Here is a 21,298-nt window from a genome sequence, read left to right on the forward strand (position 1 = left end):
TCTCATCGCTTGTCCGGCTGCAACTTTGTTTGCCCGATCTGGATTTGGTCGATAATGGCATTTGTGACAATGTTTGGAACACTTAGAGCTTCCAATTTTTCACCGACTGACTGGCGTAGATTGGGATTGGATCGTGTGACATCCTGAAGTTCTTTTTGGGCATCAGCCGGTCGCAACTGAACAAGCGCAGCCAATCTAAAACCGGTTGCGAAATCATTCTGTGGAGGCAGCTGATTTGCACGAAGCAGCACGTTGTGCCAATCGCCGCGACGGGCGGCATCAAGCGCAAGCACGGTGCGCGCCTTCAATGCCATACTGTGATATTCTTGCCCGCTTTCCTCAATGAGAGCCACAGCTTGATCCCAATTCTCATTGGCGAAAAGCACCATTGCCAGCGCCGCCTTCGCCTCCAGATTATTGGGGTTAAGAGACACGGCGCGCTTACCCGCCTCCAGCGCTTCATCGATCCTGCCTTTGCGAAAATTGGCTTCCATCAAGGCAAATTCGGCGCGATCCGATCCCGGCGCGACAGCGACGGCATCTTGCGCAAGTTGCAGGCTGCGGTCCAGCACATCCTTGCTGATAATCGGCGCATTGGAGTTCACCAGCACCCGGGAAAGAGCAGCCAGGGCGTCACTCTGCCTTGGATCACTCTTTAAAGTCTGCTCAAGACACGTTTCGTCGTCCGATAGCGCCTGTCCCTTCGCCAGCGATATTTCCGCTTTGAGAACACAAATATTGCCGATGAACGGGCTCTTCACATCTGCGACCAGACGTGTATTGATCACCCCGGTGGAGGCGGCAAGCTTTTGCGATAGAGCTGAGGAAAGAGCTGCTCGCACCTGTTCTGCGGATTGCCCCATTTCCGAAGCTTCTTCGACACCAGAGCTGACAATGACGTTCTTGACCTCGTCTTTCACCTGCCACCAGATGCTTTTCATCTCACCTTCAACGCGATAGCGCATCCGAACCGTATAGGCTGGAAACCGAACCTGTGGATCAATCGATCCGCTATTGTCGGAACGAAGCGCCAGCGTATGAAAATTACCAAGTGCGATCAGCACCGAATCCCGTACATTTTCGGCCTCTATATCGAACGCGGGGTTCTCAGCCCGGAAATCATTCGCAACAGTCGGCTTTACGGTATCGACTGACCGATTTGTCAAAAAATAGACTAATGTAAAAGAAATAAGCAATACCAGACTAGCGACCGCCAAATCCATATATTTGAGATGGCGCCTTAAAGTTAATGGAGCTTGCAACGGAGGCGGAATTGGCTCGCCCGCAGAAGCCTCGTCCGAAACAGATGTATCCACGACGGCGCGGTGGTTGAACGCAAGCGCATATTTGCCTTTAGGAAGCTCGATCTCAATCGGCTTTTCTTTGCCAAAAGCTTCGTAATACTGGACCAAAGCTGCCCGCAACCGGCTGATTTCTATGCGTACAATCGGGTCAGTGGAAGGATCGAAACTATCAGGCCGCCCCAGAACATCAATCGCTATCGAATAGCCCTTGACCCCCTTCGGAACTGCCGGAAAAATGCAGATCCGCAATGTAACTGAGGATCGCCCTGCCCCGTTCGGTCGCACGAAATCGCTTATCCGCAATCAGATCGGCTAACGCGGATTTAACTTCTTGATCTGACGCTCCCCGGTCATCAAATGCACTACTATTCTGTGTCATACCACCCCTCGGGCCCCGACATTAGAATAAATTAGCGGTTTTAGGCTAAAATAGTCCCCGAAAAGCCGATGTCAATAATAACAGCTTGCCGCGAATAAGATGTTCCATTTCGGAGCATGTCCCTATTTATGTAGTAAGCAATATTGCAGTACGTCCTCTTCTATCTCCTTGCATATGGTCTCGTATTCCAGAGAAAGGGGGGTGACTCCAATTTCAGCTCTGCGCAATTTTTCCAACATGTTGCTGGCTTCGTCATAAGCCTCGAAGAGACCAATCAGCGGTTCGCCGGAAAGTTGCTTTAGCTGCGAACGGACAGATGGGAGCTTTAACATGAGTTTACTAAGCCCGCTTCTCGATGCAGAACTGAAGCTGCGACGGACTGCATCATCCTGGGTCACGTGCCACGGTTCTCCCCTCAACGGATTTTCACTGCGAAGCATGACACCAATTTGTACGAACGGCAGTACGTTACGGTAAATATCGTGGGCACTGCGCCACTTCTGCGACTCGCGCTGGCCAGCCAGATTTAACGTAAATGCCGATCACCGAGCATGTTTACAGTAACGTACTTACGCTTCCTCCGGATTTGGTCGAGCCTTCCGACGTTGCCATCGATAGAGCATCGACGACATCCCAATTTGCCTCGCAAACAGGAGTGCGGAATGTTGAATAAATCCACATTGAGGAGGCCGCTATGAAGACGCCTGTCATCCGTAGACTACTTTCAGCGACTGCTGCCTTGGCCATGACAGTGACGTCTGCGACGGTCGTTACGCCCGCTTATGCGCAGCAGGCTGCGCCCGCGGCACCCGCAGGGAAACCGAACATTCTCGTTATCTTCGGCGACGACATCGGACAGACCAACATCAGCGCCTATAGCGATGGGCTTGTCGGGTATAGAACCCCCAATATCGACCGGATTGCCAAGGAAGGCATAAGGTTCACCGACTATTATGCGGAAAACTCGTGCACGGCGGGGCGCTCAACCTTTATCACGGGCCAGGTATGCTTACGCACGGGCCTGTGCAAAGTCGGCGCGCCGGGAGCACCGGTCGGTCTTCAGGCAACCGATATCACTATCGCGCAGGCCCTCAAGCCGCTGGGATACGCAACCGGCCAGTTCGGCAAAAATCATCTTGGCGACAAGGATGAATTTCTGCCAACCCAACATGGTTTCGACGAGTTCTTCGGAAACCTTTATCATCTGAATGCCGAAGAGGAACCGGAGCAGCCCACTTGGCCGAAAGACGACAAGGAGTTTCTCAAGGCATATTCTCCGCGAGGCGTCGTGAAGGCCTCGGCTGACGGCAAAGTCGAAGATACAGGTCCGCTCACCAAGAAGCGGATGGAAATGATTGATGACGAAACCACAGCCGCAGCGATTGATTTCATTGACCGTCAGACGAAGGCAGGCAAGCCCTTCTTCACCTGGATGAACACGACCCGCATGCATGCCTTCACTCATGTTCGTGAGTCAATGCGCGGCCAAAGCGGCATGGCTTACAATGAGTATGGCGACGGCATGGTCGAGCACGATGGCGATGTCGGCAAACTTCTCAAGAAGCTTGACGAACTTGGCATCACAGACAATACGATTGTTGTCTACACCACCGACAACGGACCCAACCAGTGGTCATGGCCGGACGCTGCCACCACACCATTCCGTTCGGAAAAAGACACCAATTGGGAGGGCGCTTTCCGCGTTCCTGCAATGGTCCGCTGGCCGGGACATATCAAGCCCGACCAGGTTTCAAACGAGATGTTTTCCGGGCTGGACTGGTTTCCGACACTTCTGGCCGCAGCCGGAGACCCGGACGTAAAGGAGAGGCTGTTGAAAGGCTGGAAGCCGGACGGCAGCACGACCACTTTCCGTAATCACCTGGACGGCTATAACCAGCTCGATTATCTGACCGGAAAAGCGGATAAAAGTTCACGGAATGAATTCTTTTACTTCGATGATGACGGCAACCTGGTGGCGACCAGATTTGACGAATGGAAGGTTGTATTCCATGAGCAGCCTGCCCCGGGAGGGTTCGCCGTGTGGCAAACACCACTGGTCACATGGCGCGTACCGAAGCTGTTCAACCTTCGTATGGATCCGTATGAACGCGCCGATATCGTATCCGATCAGTATAATGACTGGCTGGTACGAAATGACTTCCTGCTTGTGAAGGCCCAGCTAAAGGCTGCCGCTTTGCTGGAAACCTTTGTCCAGTTTCCGCCGAGCCAACGCAACGCCAGCTTTAACCTTGAAGGCGTGCGTGCCCAAGTGGACAAGGCGATTGATCAGTCGTTCAAAGAACGCGGTATAGAAAAGTAACGATTTAGGCGCGCTCTTTCACTGCGCGCCTTTTCCCACCATTTCAGGACACCCGATATGGCAGCACGCGATGATATTCTGAAACTCGGCGAACGGGTTGGGCAATCCGTCATCGGGCAGGAGCAAATGGTCGAACGCCTTTTGTTGGGGGTCATTTCTAACGGCCATATACTGGTCGAGGGGCTGCCCGGTCTCGCCAAAACCCGCGCAATCAAAAGTCTGGCAAAAAACCTCGAATCCGAACTTTCCCGCATACAGTTCACGCCAGATCTGCTGCCGGCGGACGTCACCGGTTCCGAGATCTATATCTCAGACGGAACAAAGAGCGCGTTTCAGTTTCAGCAGGGGCCAATCTTCGCCAATCTCATTCTTGCCGATGAAATCAACCGCGCGCCTGCCAAGGTGCAATCCGCTTTGCTGGAAGCGATGGAGGAGCGGCAGGTAACCGTCGGCGGAAAGAGCTATCCTTTGCCGGACCTGTTCATGGTCATGGCGACCCAAAACCCGATTGAGCAGGAAGGCACCTATCCTCTGCCCGAAGCGCAGCTGGATCGTTTTCTGCTTCATATCCGGGTCGATTATCCGGACGAAGAATCCGAAGCCGCGATCATGCGTCTTAACCGCAACGAGGAACAGGAAGCTCTCAGCAAGGCTGCTTCAAAAGAGAAGGCGACGCGCCTCTCCGCACAGAGCATTTTTGATGCGCGCAAGGAAATCGGTACGGTTACAGTTTCGGAACCCGTCGAGAAATATATGGTCGCGCTGGTCTTCGCGACACGATATCCGGATCGTTACAATGCGGACCTGGCCAAGTTTTTACAGGTTGGCGTCAGTCCGCGCGGTGTCATCGGCCTTGACCGCATGTCCCGCGCCTATGCGTGGCTGAAAGGGCGAGACTTTGTCACCCCCGATGACGTAAAAGCAATCGTGCATGACGTTTTCCGCCACCGGCTGTTGTTGTCCTATGAAGCCCATGCCTCCAACACAACGCCAGACCAGATCATCGACCGCATCACCGAACTGGTGGCCGTGTCATGAAGGCTGGCGCGAGCGTTGAGACCGGCGTTTACGTAGACACTTTTGCGCTCGTCGCTCTTGAAGCTCAAGCGCGTGATGTCAGCTTCGTTCAAAAATCTCCCAGCCATCGCCAGCTTGCGGGGCGAATGCGCTCGGCGGTCCGTGGTCGTGGTCTGTCGTTCGAGGAATTGCGCGAATATCTGCCCGGCGATGATATTCGTTCTATCGACTGGCGGGTCACTGCACGCACGATGAAACCCGTCGTGCGGGTTTATAGCGAAGAGAAGGAACGCCCTGCGCTGGTGATCGTCGATCAGCGGATCAATATGTTTTTCGGCAGCAGACGCTCCATGAAATCTGTAACGGCAGCAGAATGCGCAATGCTCTGTGCGTGGCGTATTCTGGGGTCAGGCGACCGCGTCGGCGGCATCGTATTCGGCGACACGGATACCGCGCAGATCAAACCACAGCGCAGCCGCAACGCGGTCATCGGACTGGCCAGCCAGATTGCGGAGAAGAACGCCGCACTGAACGCCAGCTATGCCCATGAACCTGCGCCATCTATGTTGAATGATATTCTGCACCAAGTCAGCGCCATTGCCTATCACGACTATCTCGTGATCGTCGTCAGCGACTTCGACGGACATGATGAGGCAACCCGCGACTATCTGCTGCAGATATCAAGCCGCAATGACGTGATCTGCCTGCTGGTTTACGATCCTTTTCTGCTCGACTTGCCGACGAGCGGCGATCTGGTCGTCAGCGGAGGCACCACGCAGGCCGAACTGACCTTCGGCAAAGGATCGATGCGCAATTCCATCGACAGTTTCGCCCGCAATCGCGGGCGCGAATTTCGCTCCTGGCAACGCGAGCTCGGCCTACCGATGCTCCCCATCTCGGCGGCGGAAGAAACCGCCCCGCAACTGCGTAATCTCCTGGAAAAATCCATGTGGCGTCAAAGGAGACGATAATGGATCAGGCAACGGAGACTGCACTGCGGACGCTCCACGACATTGCTGTTCCGCCATCGGTGCCATGGTTGCCTCAGACCTGGGGATGGGCGTTGGTCGCAGTTTTGCTTTTGCTAGGATTAGCCATCCTTCTCTTCCGGTGGGTGAAACGCTATCGCCGAAATGCTTATCGGCGCGAAGCGCTTCAAATTCTCGAAAACATTTCGAACACGGCACCGGCAACAGAAATCGCCGAACTGTTGAAGCGCACGGCTTTGTCGGCCTTTCCGCGTGCCGACGTCGCAGCATTATCCGGCGGGCAATGGGTGGCTTTCCTCGAAAGCCACAGTCCCGCACCTCTTGGGACCAACCTGAAGGCATTCCTGAAGGGCCGCGAATACGAACCCGACCAACAAGCAAACGACATGCCTGTCATCGTCACTCAGGCCCGCCTGTGGATCGAGAGGCATCATGTATGAGCTCGACCATCCGTGGCTTTTGCTTTTACTGCCGCTGCCGCTGCTTTTGTGGTGGCTCTTGCCGACCCATCGCGTCTCGACCGCTTCAATCCGGCTCCCCTTCTTTAAGGATGTCGCACGAGCGGCAGGTGTTGAACCAACGGAAGGGTCGGTCATTCCGCGTCGGAGCTGGTGGCAGATTGTTCTCGACATGCTGGCCTGGTGCCTGCTGGTGCTGGCCTTGGCGAGACCGCAACTGATCGAACCACCGATGGTCAAATCCATACCGCAGCGCGATATCCTGCTGGCGCTTGATCTCTCTCAATCGATGGAGACACGCGATTTCGCGTCACCAAGCGGAGCTATGGATACCCGCCTTGAAGCGGTCAAAACAGTGGTTTCCGACTTTGTTTCGAAGCGGACAAGCGACAGGCTCGGCCTGATTGCCTTTGGTGACGCTCCCTACCCACTGGCGCCCTTCACCATGGATCATGATCTGATCCGAACTATGATCGGCTCGCTCGTGCCGGGCGAAGCAGGACCACGAACAGCAATGGGCGATTCCATCGGTCTCGCCATTCGCATGTTCGGAAAATCGAACGTGCCGGAAAAGGTGCTCATCCTGCTTTCCGACGGCAACGATACCGCCAGCAAGATGCCGCCTTTGAAAGCGGCTGAAATTGCCGAAGGCGACCATATCGTCATTCACACAGTCGCCATTGGCGACCCAAAGGCAACAGGAGAAGACAAGGTCGATACGCAAACACTGCAGGCAATCGCCGCGCAGACAGGCGGACGCTATTCCTTCGGTCAGGATCAGGCCAGCCTGTCTGCCATTTACGATATGCTGGACCGCATAACGCCGCAGGAACAGAAGGAGCTTTCATGGCGGCCACGCCGGGAACTGTTCCAGTATCCGGCTGCAATATCGTTCTTGGTCTTGGCACTCTCCCTTTGCCTCGGTTTTGTGCAGGCACGCATCGCGCGGAGAGCTTCAGCATGATCTCCGACTTTCACTTTCTGCGCCCGGTCTGGCTGATTTTGCTGATATTGCCGCTGATCATGATCTGGCTTGCCGCCCGTTCTGCCAACATCAGGCAGAAGTGGAAAAACATGATCGCGCCGCATCTGCTCGACCGACTGGTGATCGAAGGCGATAGTAAGCGGCGTCTTCAACCGGCAACACTCCTTGCGCTCATCATGGCAATCATGATCCTCGCAATTGCCGGTCCCAGTTGGGACAAGGAAACGCCTCCCTTTGTACACGACACGGCGTCACTGGTGATCGCAGTCGATCTTTCACAGACAATGGATGCGATTGACATCAGCCCCAGCCGCATCGAGAGAGCCAAGCTTAAAATTCACGACATTCTGGAAAGCAGGGCTGGCGCCAGAACCGCCGTGATCGCTTATGCGGGAACGACTCATCTCGTCCTGCCGCTCACGGATGACGCCGATTTGATTGAATCCTATACCGATGCCCTTTCAACCGGCATCATGCCGCGTCCGGGCAAAGATACGGGTACGGCACTGGATCTTGCATCCAATCTTCTGAAAGAAGACGGTTCACCCGGCACGATACTGTTCATGACGGACGGCGTTGAGGCCTCCGCGATTAAAACGCTCGGTGATGAGCGCAATGATGGCGTCGTAGTGCTAGTTATCGGCACCGCAAATGGCGGACCGATCAAGACCGGCGACGGCGGCTTTCTGTCCTCCGATGGTGGTGCACGCCTTGTTACCAAGCTCGACACCGAAAGCCTTGCGCAACTGCGCATCTCGAACTCAATCGCGGTCACCACAGTCACCGACGACGATGCAGATGTTCGCTGGATCGCCGAACAGATAAAGGGAAATTTTGCGCAACAGCAATCCGACAAGGAAAGCCGTTGGCGCGACAGCGGATGGTGGTTTCTCATCCCCGCCGTGCTGCTATTCGCATTCACATTCAGACGCGGCTGGGTTGTGCGGTTGGGAAGCGTTGTCATTGCCTTGCATCTGATCGGCAACGATCCGGCACACGCTGGGTCATTCGAAGATATGTGGCTGACGCCGGATCAACAGGGACAAATCGCTTTTCGTAAAGGCGATTTTTCCAAAGCTGCCAGTACTTTTCGCGATCCCATATGGCGTGGTGTCGCCGCATATCGGGCTGGGAAATATCAAGATGCAATCAACGCTTTCGCCATCATCGATAGCCCCGACAGTTGGTACAATCAGGGCAATGCGCTCATGCATTTGAAGAAGTACGCGGAGGCTGTCACGGCCTACGAAAAGGCGCTTCAGGCGAAGCCCGCATCGGAAGACATTCAGGCCAATCTCGCGACAGCAAAACGCCTCTTGCTCGCGCAGCAGAAGGAAGATCAGGACCAGGAGGAAGCACCGAACCTGAAGCCTGATAGTGTCCAGTTTGACGATAAGGGCAAGCAAGGCAAAGACGCCGAAATTGCCATGTCCGAGCAGACATCTCAGATGTGGATCAAGAATATCGCTGTCAGCCCGGCAGCCATGCTGGCGCGTCGCTTTTCCATCGAAGCGAGAGGCGACGCCAAATGAACATTTTGTTTCGGCTTGTCCTTTTCATCCTCTTGGTTTCACCTGCACTATTCATCAATGATGCTACAGCGCAGGAACCCATGGTCCGCGCAAAAATTGAAGAAACGGGCACTATCGTGCCGGGGCAGCAAGTCCACCTTGTGCTTAATGTACTTGCTCCGGGCTTTTTCACCTCACCGCCGCAATTTCCTTTATTTGCGCTTCCGCATGCCTTGGTCACTTTGCCGGACGAACGGTCCCAGAACACCAATGATACGATAAATGGCGTTCAGTTCAGTGGCATTCAAAAGCGGTATTCCATCATACCGCAAGTCAGCGGCAGTTATAGCATTCCAGAAATTCAGATTTCATTTGATTACCTTGAGGATGGAGCCCCGAAAAAAGGCACCGTGAAGAGCCAGCCGCTAACTTTCACGGTCGGCGCTGCACAAAATAAAGGGCAGCCGCAATTTGCCGCGGGATCGCTGGAACTGTCACAAAGTTTCGACCGGCCGCCGGATAAATTACAAACAGGAGATGCGCTGGTCAGAACCCTGACCATTACCGCCACAGATACCGTAGCGATCACCATCCCGCCCATCAATATTGGAACTCCAGAAGGGCTGGACCAGTATGTCAAACCGGCGACAGTCGCAGATAACGTTTCAGTCGGGCGACAAACTGCGAGCCGTCGCATCGAAACCATCGTCTATACCGCTTCCAAACCCGGAACCTTCACCTTGCCTGCAATTTCGTATCGCTGGTTTGACGTGAAATCACAGCAGGTTCAGACCGCCACATTACCGGAAACAACCGTGACCGTCACCACAGGCGCCACGAAATCTGCCACGCCCGTTGAACCCGCCAGTAAAGGCACGCTTAACGGCAAGTTCCTTTGGACATTGGCAATAGCCGCGCTTCTGATCGCCGGCCTTTTAGCCATCGCGATGCGGTATAGGTCTCGGTTTGTCGACGTGCTGCGCCGATGGAATGAGCAGCGCCGGAATTCGCTTCATCATCAAAGACGGCAGACCCTCCGCATTATCAGTACAGGCGATTACGCCCGGATAAATGCGGCACTGGAAGTCTGGTCGCGCCGTCTTGGTTACTCTTCCATCCATGATTGGGCCGCAGCCGCGAACGACGGGTCGCTTGCCGCACAGGTCGAAATTCTCCAGCGGCAGCTATACGGAAAGGGCCACTCCGGGGAAATCGACCGGCGCGTTCTTGCTCACGGCGTTATGAACCGCCTTTCGCATAAACACGCCACAAAACCACCCGCGCTTCTGGAACTGAACCCGTGAAGCTACCCGATTTACCGTAACGTACTTCTCGCCGGAGTAGCGCAAAGGCAAGCTTTCCATAATTTCGCGGAGGATGACGATGGGTATGGACGCTTCGAGCAAACGTTATTCCGAGCAGTTTTCAGACGAAATGGCCTGGATACCGGGGGGCACATTTCTGATGGGGTCCGACAACCATTATCCCGAAGAAGCGCCACGCCATCCCGTGAAGGTGGACGGGTTCTGGATTAGCACGACACCTGTTACCAACCGACAGTTTTCGCGCTTTGTCGACGAAACAGGCTATATCACGATGGCCGAGAAAGCGCCGGACCCGAAGGACTATCCGGGCGCGCTGCCCGAAATGTTGCGCGCTGGGTCTCTTGTGTTCACGCCCCCAAAGCGGGTCGAGGGCCGGGATATCGGCCAGTGGTGGAAATTCAAGTTCGGAGCGAACTGGCGTAAGCCATTGGGCGGGCTCAGCGATCTACGCGGCAAACTCGATCATCCAGTCGTCCATGTGGCGCACTGCGATGCCCTTGCCTATGCACAATGGGCAGGTCTTGATCTGCCGACCGAAGCCGAGTTCGAGTTCGCGGCCAAGGGGGGCTTTGAAGATCTGGAATATGCATGGGGCGACGAACTCATGCCGGGCGGCGTTGCCATGGCCAACACCTGGCAAGGCATTTTTCCCGTGAAAAGTACCAAGCCCGCCGGACGCGAACGAACCTCGCCAGTGCGGTCGTTTCCAGCCAATGGTTATGGCGTTTACGACATGATCGGCAATGTCTGGGAATGGACGAATGACTACTGGACGTCCCGACATGCCGAACCAGCGGCAAGCCCGTGTTGCATCCCGCGCAATCCACGCGGCGGCGAAGCTCTCGCAAGTTTTGACCCGCAGCAGCCCGCCATTCGCATTGCCAGACGTGTTCTAAAAGGTGGTTCTCACCTCTGTTCACCCGACTATTGCCGCCGTTATCGCCCGGCGGCGCGACATGCAGAGCCCGAAGACACTTCCACCAGTCATGTCGGATTCCGGTGTGTGAAAAGACCAACAAATTGAGGGGAATTTCATGCGTTTGTTTGCGCAGATTTTACTGATCGCCACGCTTCAAATCTCAACCTCCGCGTGGGCTGAAGACCTCGCCTCCTGGAACGATGTCAAATCCAAACAGCAGATCGTTGATTTCGTCGATAAAGTGACAAAAGAGGGAAGTAAAGATTACGTAGCGCCTGCGGACCGGATCGCTGTCTTCGACAATGACGGCACGCTTTGGACCGAGCAACCCTATTACTTCCAGTTGGCCTTCATGCTTGACCGTGTGAAGGCGTTGGCGCCCGACCATCCGGAGTGGAAGACAACAGAACCGTTCAAATCCATCCTGACCGGTGATCTGGCCGGCATTGCCAAAAGTGGCGAGAAAGGTGTTGTGGAGCTTGGGATGGTGACCCACGCTGGCATGACGACCGACGTATTCAACAAAATCGTCACGGAATGGTATACAACGGCCAAGCACCCAAAGACGGGCAAGCCATTCTCGGAAATGACATTCCTTCCCATGCGCGAGCTGCTTGATTATCTCCGCACTCACGATTTCCAGACATTCATCGTGTCTGGCGGTGGTGTGGAATTCATGCGCCCCATGACGGAGAAGGCTTACGGCATACCTTCGCAACAGGTCATCGGCAGCAGTATCAAGACGCAATACGCAATCGAGAACGACCAACCCGTGCTGAAACGCCTGCCGGAGATCGATTTTATCGATGATGGTCCCGGCAAACCTGTCGGCATCAATCGGGTCATCGGCAAAAGGCCGATTTTCGTCGCGGGCAATTCGGATGGTGATTACGAAATGCTGCGGTGGGGCACTGCCTCCCCGAACAGCCTTGGTATCATCGTCCATCACACGGACGGAGACCGGGAATACGCCTATGACCGGCAGTCCTCATTCGGAAAACTGGACAAGGCTTTGACCGAAGCTCCGGAGAGAAATTGGGTAATCGTCGACATGAAGAATGATTGGAAGAAGATTTATGCCTTCGACTAAGCCTCTCGTTCCCCATGCATCATCCGCAATCCATAGTCATTCGAGGAGGACTCCAATGCCGCTCAACAGGCGCATTCTCCGATGTACAGCAAGCGGGTTATTTCTGCTCGGCATGATTACCATATCTGCCGCACAGGAGGGCGAGGCCGCTTCCGACAGGATTGAACCAGCTTCAATCCAGGCCTTAGAGAATATGGGCAAGCATCTGCAATCCTTGCAGAAATTCTCCCTGAACTCCCAAACCAGCGTGGACGCGGTTCTGGATACCGACCAGAAACTGGAGATCGGCGGCGAGGTATCCTATGAGGTGGAAAGACCGAACAAGCTCCGCATCGACCTGAAAACAGACGTCGTGCAGGGTGAATTCATTTATAACGGAACAACCCTCACCTACGTCTCTCCGAGCAACAATACCTATGCTCAAGCTCCCGTCCCCGCGACAATCAAAGAAACGCTGGAGGAAGCCGCCCAGAAGTATCATTTGACGTTCCCACTGGCGGATCTGTTCGCCTGGGGTACGCCGGACGCGCCCATCGACAAAATCGCCGAAGGATTTCACGTCGGCAATGCAATGGTGAACGGGAAGCCGACAGATCATTGGGCTTATCGTACCGGAGACCAGGACTTTGAAGTGTGGATTGCATCGGACGGCCCACCCTTGCCTCTCAAGGTTTCACTGGTGGATCGTGACGACCAAACCCGTCCGCGCATGACCGCCGTTCTCAATTGGAACGAAACACCCGATATTCAGGCGAGCGCTTTCGAATTCACACCGCCGGCTGATGCGCAAAAGCTCCGCTTCCTGGAAGAGGGGAACCAGCAATGAAACTCTTTCGTGTCACGATAGGAATTTTGTTTGCCACGGCGATGATTGCCCCCCAGATTGCCGAGGCTCGTGGTGGCTTTGGCGGACGCATGCCGCGTATGAATTTGGGCGGCGGCGGGATGCACGGGTTCGGTGGCGGCTTTCATGGCCCCCGGATGGGCGGTTTCAACGGGCCAGCCCATTTCGAGCCGCGCTTTAATCCGTCCATGCCGCGCACGTGGGGTGGCAATATTCCGCATGCGAGAACGGGGCCAAGTCCGCATCCAGCGCACCACCCTGCGCCTGGTCCACATCCCGCTCCGCATCCTGCTCCACACCCAGCGCCGAAACCACATCCCGGCCCTGGGCCAGCCCCGCATCCCGGACCGGGTCCCGCGCCTCATCCGGGGCCAGGACCGCATCCTTTACCACCGCCACCACCACCTCCTCCACCACCGCCGGGTCCATATTGGCCGGGCTATTGGAATGGCGGTTGGGATCCGGCAGCAGCGGCCATTGTTGGCACAGCCGCAGCCGTGGCCATCGGTTCGGTCATTGCCAATGTTCCACCAGATTGCACAAACGTCGTGGTCAACGGCATAAGCTACAAGGACTGCAACGGAAACTGGTTCGAGCCAAAGTATAACGGACACAGTGTCGTCTATGTCGCGGTGGCTCCGCCGAAGTAGTGTTAGTTCTGGTCACCCGCTTCGCCGTGGCAGGCGAAGCGGATGACGTTCCAACAGAAATGCTGGTGCGCGTTCTGCGACCCATTTCAATATCGGCGTTATATCAATCTGCGCTGCTTCTCACGCTCTCTCAATAACGCGAATGCGCTGCCCGCCGCCAATGTCGATGAATTGCGTGGGCGGTGGTATCTGGTGGACATCATGCCCGCCAAAACCCTGCGGATAGAACATATAGCCTTCTGGCGCCGGCGGCGCTGCGCCATCGTCGAGCAGACGCCCACCGGAAAGTTCGGTCATCGGATCGGGAATAGCTGAGATCAATCGCCTTGTGTAAGGGTGGGTGGGGTTGGAGAAAATCCGGTCCCATGGCCCGCTTTCGACGATTTGCCCGAAATACATCACCGCCACGCGGTCGCTCATATGCTCCACGACGCTGAGATCGTGGCTGATCATGATATAGGACAGGCCAAGCCTTTCCTTCAATTCCAGCAACAGATTGATGATCTGCGCGCGAATGGAAACATCAAGTGCCGAAACAGGCTCATCAAGGACAATCACCTTCGGATTGAGCAACAGCGCCCGCGCAATGCCGATGCGCTGACGCTGACCGCCGGAAAACTCATGCGGGAAACGTTTCGCATGCTCAGGTTTGAGACCGACCAGACGCAAAATATCTTCAACCCGCCCGTCAACTTCGCTGCGCGATGCCACCCCATGCAGCCGCAAAGGCGCAGCGAGTGATGTATAAACGGTCTGGCGCGGATTGAGCGAAGCGAACGGGTCCTGAAACACCATTTGCGCCATTTGCGAGCGCTCAAGCCGCGATGGCTCGTTCTTGCCAGTGATCGGACGGCCTTCAAAGTAAATCTCGCCGCTCGTCGGCTTTTGCAATCCGACAATTGAAAGCGCGAGGGTGGATTTCCCACAGCCGGATTCGCCAACGATCGACAGGCACTCGCCCTTATTGAGCGTCAGGCTGAGATTGTTGACAGCGCGCAGCAACTGCCCGGAACGGCTGAATAGTCCACCGCTGACGGGAAAATAGACGCATAGATCGTCAATAGTAACGAGCGCATCGGTCGTCTGGGTTGAACGCATGTCATTCATGATGAAAACACCTCACCACACCCATATCCTGAAGCGGAGTCCAGCCGGGCTTTTCCGCACGGCATATTTCGGTTGCGCGTGTGCAGCGCGGTTCGAACCGGCAGCCTTTTGGAAAGGCGGAAATAGATGGCACGACGCCTTCGATTTCCTGAAGTCGCCGTTGACCTTCCTTCTGGCGCGAACCGAGTTGTGGCAGCGATGCCAGAAGTCCGTGCGCATAGGGATGCGACGGATGTCGGAACAGCCCCGCCGTTATGCGCTCCTCGACCAGATGCCCGGCATACATGACGCCGACACGACGGCACATTTTGGCAATGACGCCGAGATCGTGGCTGATCATCAGCACAGAGGTTCCTCTGGCGGTGCAAAGGTCCTGCATCAGACGCAGAATTTCTGCCTGTACCGTCACGTCGAGTGCTGTGGTCGGTTCGTCGGCGATCAAAAGATCGGGATCACAGGCCAGCGCAATCGCAATCATCACGCGCTGGCGCATGCCGCCCGACATCTGATGGGGATAGCTTTTGACCCGTTGATCGGGTGCCGGAACCTGAACACTTGCAAGCGCTTCGACGGCCCTGCGTTCAGCCTCATGCCATGTCGCGCCCTGATGCAGCACAAACATTTCCGCGATCTGCCGCCCTACCGGCGATAGGGGGTTGAGTGCCGTCATCGGCTCCTGGAAAATCATGGCGATACGATTGCCCCGCAGCTTGCGCATCTCGCGGGACGGCAGGGCAGCCAGATTCTGCCCTTTAAAGCGTATGGCGCCGCCGGTAATCGCCAGCGGTTTGCGCAGCAAGCCGATCATCGACAAAGCCGTGATACTTTTGCCGCAACCGGATTCCCCCACGAGGCCAAAGGTTTCACCCGCGCCAATGGTGAAAGACACGTCTTCCACCACATTGTGTCGGGAAGAACCGGAAACGATATCAATGCGAAGGTTTTCCACCTCCAGAAGTGTTTCTTCGCTCATACCTTGCGTGTCCTCATATGCGGGTCGAGCCAGTCGCGCAGCCCATCGCCAAACAGATTGAGGCCGAGCACGGTGAAGAAAATCGCCAGACCCGGAAAGATTGCCGCCCATGGCGCGCTGACGATCAGTTCGCGCGCGTCGGTCAACATATTGCCCCAGCTTGGATCTGGCGGGCTGATACCGAGCCCGAGATAGGAAAGTGCCGCCTCTGCAAGGATGGCGTCGCCCATTCCAAGCGTGCCGATAACGAGGATCGGCCCGATCATATTCGGCACGATCTGCGTGATCATGATGCGAATATCGCTGTAGCCGAGCATCTTTGCAGCCTGCACATAGCCCTGCTTCTTAAGCGAAAGCGTTGAGCTGCGGGCGATGCGGCACGTCCATGACCAGTTGGTCAGCCCAAGCGCCAGTAAGAGACTTGGGAGACCGGGACCGAGAACCGCCATGATGGCCAGCGCAAAGATCAGCGACGGGATTGCAAGCATCAGATTGGTCAACCCGTTGACAAAATCATCCCACCAGCCGCCGAAATAGCCAGCCGATATGCCAAAGCTAAGACCGATCACCGTGTTGATGCACTGTGAGACGATACCAACCGTCAGAGACACTTGCGCGCCATAGAGGATACGCGAATAGACGTCTCGCCCCTGTGCGTCGGTCCCGAACCAGAACTGGGCATCGGGCGGCAGTTCGGCATTCATCAGGTCGGCATCAAGAACCGGATTATAATGCGCCAGCAGCGGTGCAAAGACTGCCGCCATCAAAATGATGATGCATACCAGCCCGCCGAATATGAGATTGAAACGGAGCTTCATGGGCGTCACTCGTGGCTGATACGCGGGTCGATGACCGCGTAGAGAATGTCAACGATCGTATTGATGACGAGGAACCATAAAACGATCACGAGAATTGCACCCTGCACCACCGGGATATCGCGCAGCGAAACACTGTCGATCAATAATGAACCAAGCCCCGGCCAGGAGAAAAGCTTTTCCACCACCACGGCCTGCCCCATCATCGATCCGAATTGCAGACCGATGGTCGTGATGATCAGCACCAGCGCATTGCGCATGACGTGCCATTTCACCAGCCTGAAACTGTTCATGCCCTTTGAACGCGCCGTGCGGATAAAATCGGCCCCCATCACTTCCAGCACAGCTGCACGGGTGGTTCTCGCCAGCAACGCCAAGGGCGCAACGCCCAAAGTCAGAGCAGGCAGGATGATATTGCGTATGCCTCCATCGCCGTAACCGAAGCTTGGTAACCAGCCGAGTGTCAGCGCAAACAGATACATCGCCAGCAAACCAAGCCAGAATTGCGGCATGGAAAGGCCCGACACCGCGCCGATCATGGTCGTGCTATCGAGTATGCTTCCGGGCTTGAGCGCGGCCAGAAAGCCCAGCGGCACACCAATCAAAATCGCAAGTCCCATGGCCGCAAAAGCGAGCTTCAATGTCGGCCACATGCGCTCCTGAATAAGCGAAACAACGGGCTGCCGCGAGCGATAGGACGTACCGAGATCGAACTGCGCCAATTGCACGAGATAATTGCCAAAACGCACGTGAACGGGTTTGTCGAGACCGAATTCCTGCGTGATCTTTTCGACCAGTTTCGGGTCGCTCATGCCTTTGCCACTGGCGACGAGGCCGGAAGCAATACTGCCCGGAACAACGCTGAATATGACGAAGACCAGCAACGATACCGCCAGAACTGTCGGTATCATCTGCAAGACGCGGCGGACAATAAAATAGAGCACGCAGTCCTCCTTTCGGATCAGCGATGAAACGCTGGAGCAAAGGGGATTTGTGGCCCGCTCGAAAAAGAGCGGGCCGGTCCATGGAGGCTCGGATTAACGACCCGACGGAACCGTGTCGTCGACCCAAAGCTTTTCATAGGACTGAATTGCAATCTCTGCCGCATTTGGCTGCAAGCCATGCAGCCATGGCTGATGCGCCATGACAGCCTTGTTATAGTTGAAGAACCAGACCGGCGCTTCGTCCTGCAACAGATTGTTGGCTTTCTTCAGAAGCTCATTCTTCTCTTCGTCGGTTTTGGCGGCTTTCGCGGCATCGACAATCTTGTCGAATTCCGCGTTGGAGAACTTCTGATAGTTACAGGCCGACTGCGGTGTCGTGGAATAGAAGCACTGCATCGCCGTCAATGCGTCCGGGCCGCTTTCCAGCGACCACATATAGGCCTGGAAATTACCGGCCGGAACCACATCGGCAAGAACCGATGCTTCGACAGGCTTTGCCTTCACCTTGATCCCAACCTTTGCGAGCATCGGAATGATGGCCTGAACAATGGTCAAGCCCCAGCTTTCATTCTGCGTGGCAGTGAGTTCAAATTCGAAACCATCCGGATAACCGGCCTCTGCGAGCAGAGCCTTTGCCTTCTCAGGATCATAGGGGTAGGGCTTGGCATCCTTGTCGAAAGCAGGCGACGAGTTCGGGAGCCAGCCAACCGCACGGTAAGCCTTATCCTTGACGAGACGCTTGATGATCAGATCACTGTCGATGGCGTAATTGATGGCTTGGCGAACACGCTTATCCTGAAACGGCTTAAAATCGGGATTGAAACCGACCGCGCGCGTATAGGCTTCAGCAACTTCGAGCATGTTTTTGCCAAGTTCCGGATCCGCGCGATAGGTGCTGTATTGTGCCGGCCCGAGCACGGCCACATCGATTTCCTTGTTGCGAAAGGCAACATCGCGCGCTGCCGCATCGCCCATGATCATGATATTGATCTTGTCAGCGTAGGGCTTGCCGTTATCGTAATATTTGTCCCACTTCTCGACCGTCAGACGCGAGCCGGGCACATATTCGGCAAACTTGTAAGGTCCAAGACCGATCGGATGGCGCTGAAACTCTTCGCTGTCGCCCTGTCCCACAGGATAGATTGCGGTATTGTTGCGCATGAACTGGAAGCCCGGATCAATCGGCTGCTTCAACGTGATTTCCAGCGTGTGATCGTCGATCTTCTTCAGACCCGAAATTTCCTTGGCCTTGCCCTGTGCATAATCCTCAGCGCCCTTGATTTCCGCTATATAGCGCGCTGGAGGCATGGCCTTCTTCGGGTCCATTATCCGGGTGTAGCTCCAGATAATATCGTCTGCCGTCAATGGCTTGCCGTCATGAAAAAATGCATCCTGACGCAGCTTATAAGTATAGACGAGCTTGTCGTCCGAAACACCTACATCTGTCGCCAGCGCCAGAACCGGCTTGTTCAGATCCGCATCCCAGTCATAGAGCGTGCGATGAATGGCCTTGGCGTAGAATTCGTCCTGTGTTGCAGGCGATGCCTGAATATCCAGTGTCGAAAAACTGTCGCCATAAGGCGCAACGAAGTTGACGACGCCTCCCGAGCGCGGCGTATCGGCAGCAAAGGCCGCAGTTCCGGCCAACAATGCGACGGACGCCGCCGCAAGCAACGCAAATTTCCTCATGATCTTCCCCTTTTGATTTTTGTAGATCGGATGAATGAACGTATTCAGGCAGCGCAACCGAGGCTTCGCTGCCTGTTCTCCCTACGAACGTTCGAACACCACTTCACCTTCGCGAAGGGTGAGCACGCAATGCGTATCGTTGAGAATTTCCTTCGGCTTCGCGGTGAGCATATTGCGCGAAAAGACTGCAATATCAGCCACTTGTCCCGGGATCAGTTTGCCTTTTACGGTTTCTAACTTCTGCGAAAACGCGCCATATTCCGTATAGACCTGAAGAGCCTCTTCAATGGTCACACGCTGTCGCGCATCCATCACCGTTCCCTTGCCCGTTTCGCGCGTCAGCATCGAATAGATGTTGGGATAGGGATTTGGATGACAGACCGGCGCATCGCTTCCCGTTGCCGGTTTGAAACCAAGGTCTTTCCACGTCTTGAGCGGATAGCTTGAAAGAGCCCTCTCCTCGCCCAAAACTGAAATATAGGCATCCCCGAAATCATAGATGAAGACTTGCTGCGGACATGGATAAATGCCCGCCTTCTGCATGCGCGCATGCTGTTCCGGCGTTGAAAATCCGCAATGCTCGATGCGATGACGGCGGTTCGGGTCTGGATAGGCGGTCAAAGCTTTCTCATAAGCGGTGATGAGTTGCCCGATGGCAGCATCACCAATCGCGTGGCAGGCAAGCTGAAATCCCTTCTTGTGCGCATCAAGCACAAGTGCCTCAAGCTCCGCATCGGGCAAAATCTGCACGCCAATATTGTTGTCGTCACCCAGATATGGTTTGCTCATCCAGGCCGTGCGACCGCCCGCAGAACCGTCGAGGAATATCTTGACGGCACCAACCGTCAGCATGTCATCACCGACACCGGAGACCAGCCCGGCCTCATAGCATTTTTCAACGATTGACGGGCCCGGATCGCCCAGCAGTACCAGCCACGTTCGCACCGGCAAACGCTTTTGCAGCTTGGCAATATTATAGGCGCGAATTTCGTCGAAACCTGCAACCTGCCCGACCGCTGCATCCATGACGCTGGTAATGCCGTAAGAAAGCAGCAGATTGCCTGCTGCTTCGATAGCTTCGATCATTTCCTCTGTCGTCGCGGTCGGGATGGCCTTGCGAACCGCGCCTTGCGCATTTTCGGCAACCATGCCGGTCAGCACGCCGTTCCGCTGCTCGATCAAGCCGCCGTCGGGAACCGGAGAATTTTCATCGATCCCTGCAAGTTCGAAGGCCTTCGAGTTGAAGATCGAAACGTGACCGCAGGCGCGCACGAGCATCACGGGATGGTCTGGCGCAACCGCATCAAGTTCCGATTTATGCGGATGACGACCAATATCCAGCTTGGTCTGGTCGTAGCCGCGCGCCTTGATCCAGGTGCCCGGAGGAACAGAAGCCGCCGTTTCGCGGATTGCATTCAGAAGACTTTCCAGCGTGGGTGCGGCATCAGCCGTTGCATCAATCCATTTGAGCGTCAGCCCGACCGATATCAGATGAAGATGAGAATCGTTTAGTCCCGGTGTGGCGAAACGCCCTTCCAGATCGATCAACTGCGTCTTATCGCCCTTGAGGCCCCAGACCTGATCTTTAGTGCCGGTGGCAAGCACTTTGCCTTGCCAGATTGCCAGGGCTTCGACTGTACCCTCTTCGTATCCACACCAGATCGTGCCGTTATAAATTATGGTATCAGCACGCAATTCGGGCATTACAGACATTCAGCGATCCCCTCCCTAAGTCACCGCTTTCATAGAACTATTGAGCAGAGTTCCATTGATGGATCAACCGTTCAAGCCGTGGATTTTGCAAAATTTGTGGGAGCAATTTGAGCAAAATGACGAACCCGTCGACGGTTCGCCGAAACTGCCGAGAACCGCGGCAATCCATCTTCCAAAAATGGAAGCTGGCTAGCACTACTTTGGCAGTTTAGATTCTCGGGCGTGTGCCAGCAGCTTCTGACAGTGCGGGCATCTGCCGGGTGGCG

19 protein-coding genes are annotated in these 21,298 nt (G+C 55.4%); 11 read left to right on the top strand and 8 right to left on the bottom strand.

Features of this window, described 5'->3' with window-relative positions; translation table 11 throughout:
* Window positions 1–2: 2 nt before the first annotated feature.
* Both FIC94_RS14385 and FIC94_RS14390 read right to left on the bottom strand, forming a co-directional pair.
* On the bottom strand, window positions 3–1,553 hold the full coding sequence (locus tag FIC94_RS14385; protein WP_140025338.1) for a tetratricopeptide repeat protein: 1,551 nt from the start codon (window positions 1,551–1,553) through the stop codon (window positions 3–5).
* Between the two features lie 252 nt (window positions 1,554–1,805).
* Window positions 1,806–2,081, bottom strand: a complete 276-nt coding sequence (locus tag FIC94_RS14390; RefSeq protein ID WP_140025339.1) for a hypothetical protein — start codon at window positions 2,079–2,081, stop codon at window positions 1,806–1,808.
* Window positions 2,082–2,377: 296 nt separating this feature from the next.
* On the opposite strand from FIC94_RS14390, the gene FIC94_RS14395 reads away from it, so the two are divergent.
* The 11 genes from FIC94_RS14395 (at window position 2,378) to FIC94_RS14445 (ending at window position 13,791) form a co-directional block, all read left to right on the top strand.
* On the top strand, window positions 2,378–4,003 hold the full coding sequence (locus FIC94_RS14395; protein WP_140025340.1) for an arylsulfatase: 1,626 nt from the start codon (window positions 2,378–2,380) through the stop codon (window positions 4,001–4,003).
* 57 nt (window positions 4,004–4,060) lie between these two features.
* Complete coding sequence (locus FIC94_RS14400; RefSeq protein ID WP_140025341.1) at window positions 4,061–5,041, top strand: AAA family ATPase; 981 nt, start codon at window positions 4,061–4,063, stop codon at window positions 5,039–5,041.
* Window positions 5,038–5,991 carry a DUF58 domain-containing protein gene (locus tag FIC94_RS14405; protein ID WP_140025342.1) on the top strand — a complete coding sequence of 318 codons (954 nt, stop codon included), beginning with the start codon at window positions 5,038–5,040 and terminating at the stop codon, window positions 5,989–5,991. The genes FIC94_RS14400 and FIC94_RS14405 overlap by 4 nt, the downstream gene beginning before the upstream one ends.
* On the top strand, window positions 5,991–6,449 hold the full coding sequence (locus FIC94_RS14410) for a DUF4381 domain-containing protein (RefSeq protein WP_235892014.1): 459 nt from the start codon (window positions 5,991–5,993) through the stop codon (window positions 6,447–6,449). Before FIC94_RS14405 ends, FIC94_RS14410 begins: the two co-directional genes overlap by 1 nt.
* Window positions 6,442–7,431 (top strand): vWA domain-containing protein, encoded by a 990-nt coding sequence (locus tag FIC94_RS14415; protein ID WP_140025344.1) that lies wholly within the window; start codon window positions 6,442–6,444, stop codon window positions 7,429–7,431. Before FIC94_RS14410 ends, FIC94_RS14415 begins: the two co-directional genes overlap by 8 nt.
* Window positions 7,428–8,984, top strand: a complete 1,557-nt coding sequence (locus FIC94_RS14420) for a vWA domain-containing protein (protein WP_140025345.1) — start codon at window positions 7,428–7,430, stop codon at window positions 8,982–8,984. Before FIC94_RS14415 ends, FIC94_RS14420 begins: the two co-directional genes overlap by 4 nt.
* Window positions 8,981–10,267 carry a BatD family protein gene (locus tag FIC94_RS14425; RefSeq protein WP_140025346.1) on the top strand — a complete coding sequence of 429 codons (1,287 nt, stop codon included), beginning with the start codon at window positions 8,981–8,983 and terminating at the stop codon, window positions 10,265–10,267. The genes FIC94_RS14420 and FIC94_RS14425 overlap by 4 nt, the downstream gene beginning before the upstream one ends.
* A 79-nt stretch (window positions 10,268–10,346) precedes the next feature.
* The gene (locus FIC94_RS14430) at window positions 10,347–11,312 is read left to right on the top strand and encodes a formylglycine-generating enzyme family protein (RefSeq protein ID WP_371830918.1); all 966 of its coding nucleotides are present in this window, start codon (window positions 10,347–10,349) and stop codon (window positions 11,310–11,312) included.
* Window positions 11,313–11,322: 10 nt separating this feature from the next.
* The gene (locus FIC94_RS14435; protein ID WP_140025348.1) at window positions 11,323–12,297 is read left to right on the top strand and encodes an HAD family hydrolase; all 975 of its coding nucleotides are present in this window, start codon (window positions 11,323–11,325) and stop codon (window positions 12,295–12,297) included.
* Between the two features lie 55 nt (window positions 12,298–12,352).
* Complete coding sequence (locus tag FIC94_RS14440; protein ID WP_180917991.1) at window positions 12,353–13,123, top strand: DUF2092 domain-containing protein; 771 nt, start codon at window positions 12,353–12,355, stop codon at window positions 13,121–13,123.
* A complete protein-coding gene (locus tag FIC94_RS14445) occupies window positions 13,120–13,791 on the top strand; it encodes a hypothetical protein (RefSeq protein ID WP_140025349.1) in 672 nt (223 codons plus the stop codon). The genes FIC94_RS14440 and FIC94_RS14445 overlap by 4 nt, the downstream gene beginning before the upstream one ends.
* A gap of 120 nt (window positions 13,792–13,911) precedes the next feature.
* Here FIC94_RS14445 and FIC94_RS14450 read toward each other — a convergent pair whose 3' ends face one another.
* The 6 genes from FIC94_RS14450 to FIC94_RS14475 all read right to left on the bottom strand — a co-directional run bounded on the left by FIC94_RS14450 (window position 13,912) and on the right by FIC94_RS14475 (window position 21,023).
* Entirely contained in the window at window positions 13,912–14,898 is a 987-nt protein-coding gene (locus FIC94_RS14450) for an ABC transporter ATP-binding protein (protein ID WP_140025350.1), read from the bottom strand.
* Window positions 14,891–15,871: an ABC transporter ATP-binding protein gene (locus FIC94_RS14455; RefSeq protein ID WP_140025351.1), complete on the bottom strand. Its 981-nt coding sequence runs from the start codon at window positions 15,869–15,871 to the stop codon at window positions 14,891–14,893. The genes FIC94_RS14450 and FIC94_RS14455 overlap by 8 nt, the downstream gene beginning before the upstream one ends.
* Complete coding sequence (locus FIC94_RS14460) at window positions 15,868–16,689, bottom strand: ABC transporter permease (protein ID WP_109365946.1); 822 nt, start codon at window positions 16,687–16,689, stop codon at window positions 15,868–15,870. Before FIC94_RS14460 ends, FIC94_RS14455 begins: the two co-directional genes overlap by 4 nt.
* A 5-nt stretch (window positions 16,690–16,694) precedes the next feature.
* Window positions 16,695–17,630, bottom strand: coding sequence for an ABC transporter permease (locus FIC94_RS14465; protein ID WP_121538038.1), 936 nt, complete (start codon window positions 17,628–17,630; stop codon window positions 16,695–16,697).
* A gap of 93 nt (window positions 17,631–17,723) precedes the next feature.
* A complete protein-coding gene (locus tag FIC94_RS14470; RefSeq protein ID WP_140025352.1) occupies window positions 17,724–19,319 on the bottom strand; it encodes an ABC transporter substrate-binding protein in 1,596 nt (531 codons plus the stop codon).
* 81 nt (window positions 19,320–19,400) lie between these two features.
* Window positions 19,401–21,023, bottom strand: a complete 1,623-nt coding sequence (locus tag FIC94_RS14475) for an amidohydrolase (RefSeq protein WP_371830919.1) — start codon at window positions 21,021–21,023, stop codon at window positions 19,401–19,403.
* Window positions 21,024–21,298 lie beyond the last annotated feature (275 nt).

Source organism: Ochrobactrum teleogrylli (assembly GCF_006376685.1).
GTDB classification, from domain to species: Bacteria; Pseudomonadota; Alphaproteobacteria; order Rhizobiales; family Rhizobiaceae; genus Brucella; species Brucella teleogrylli.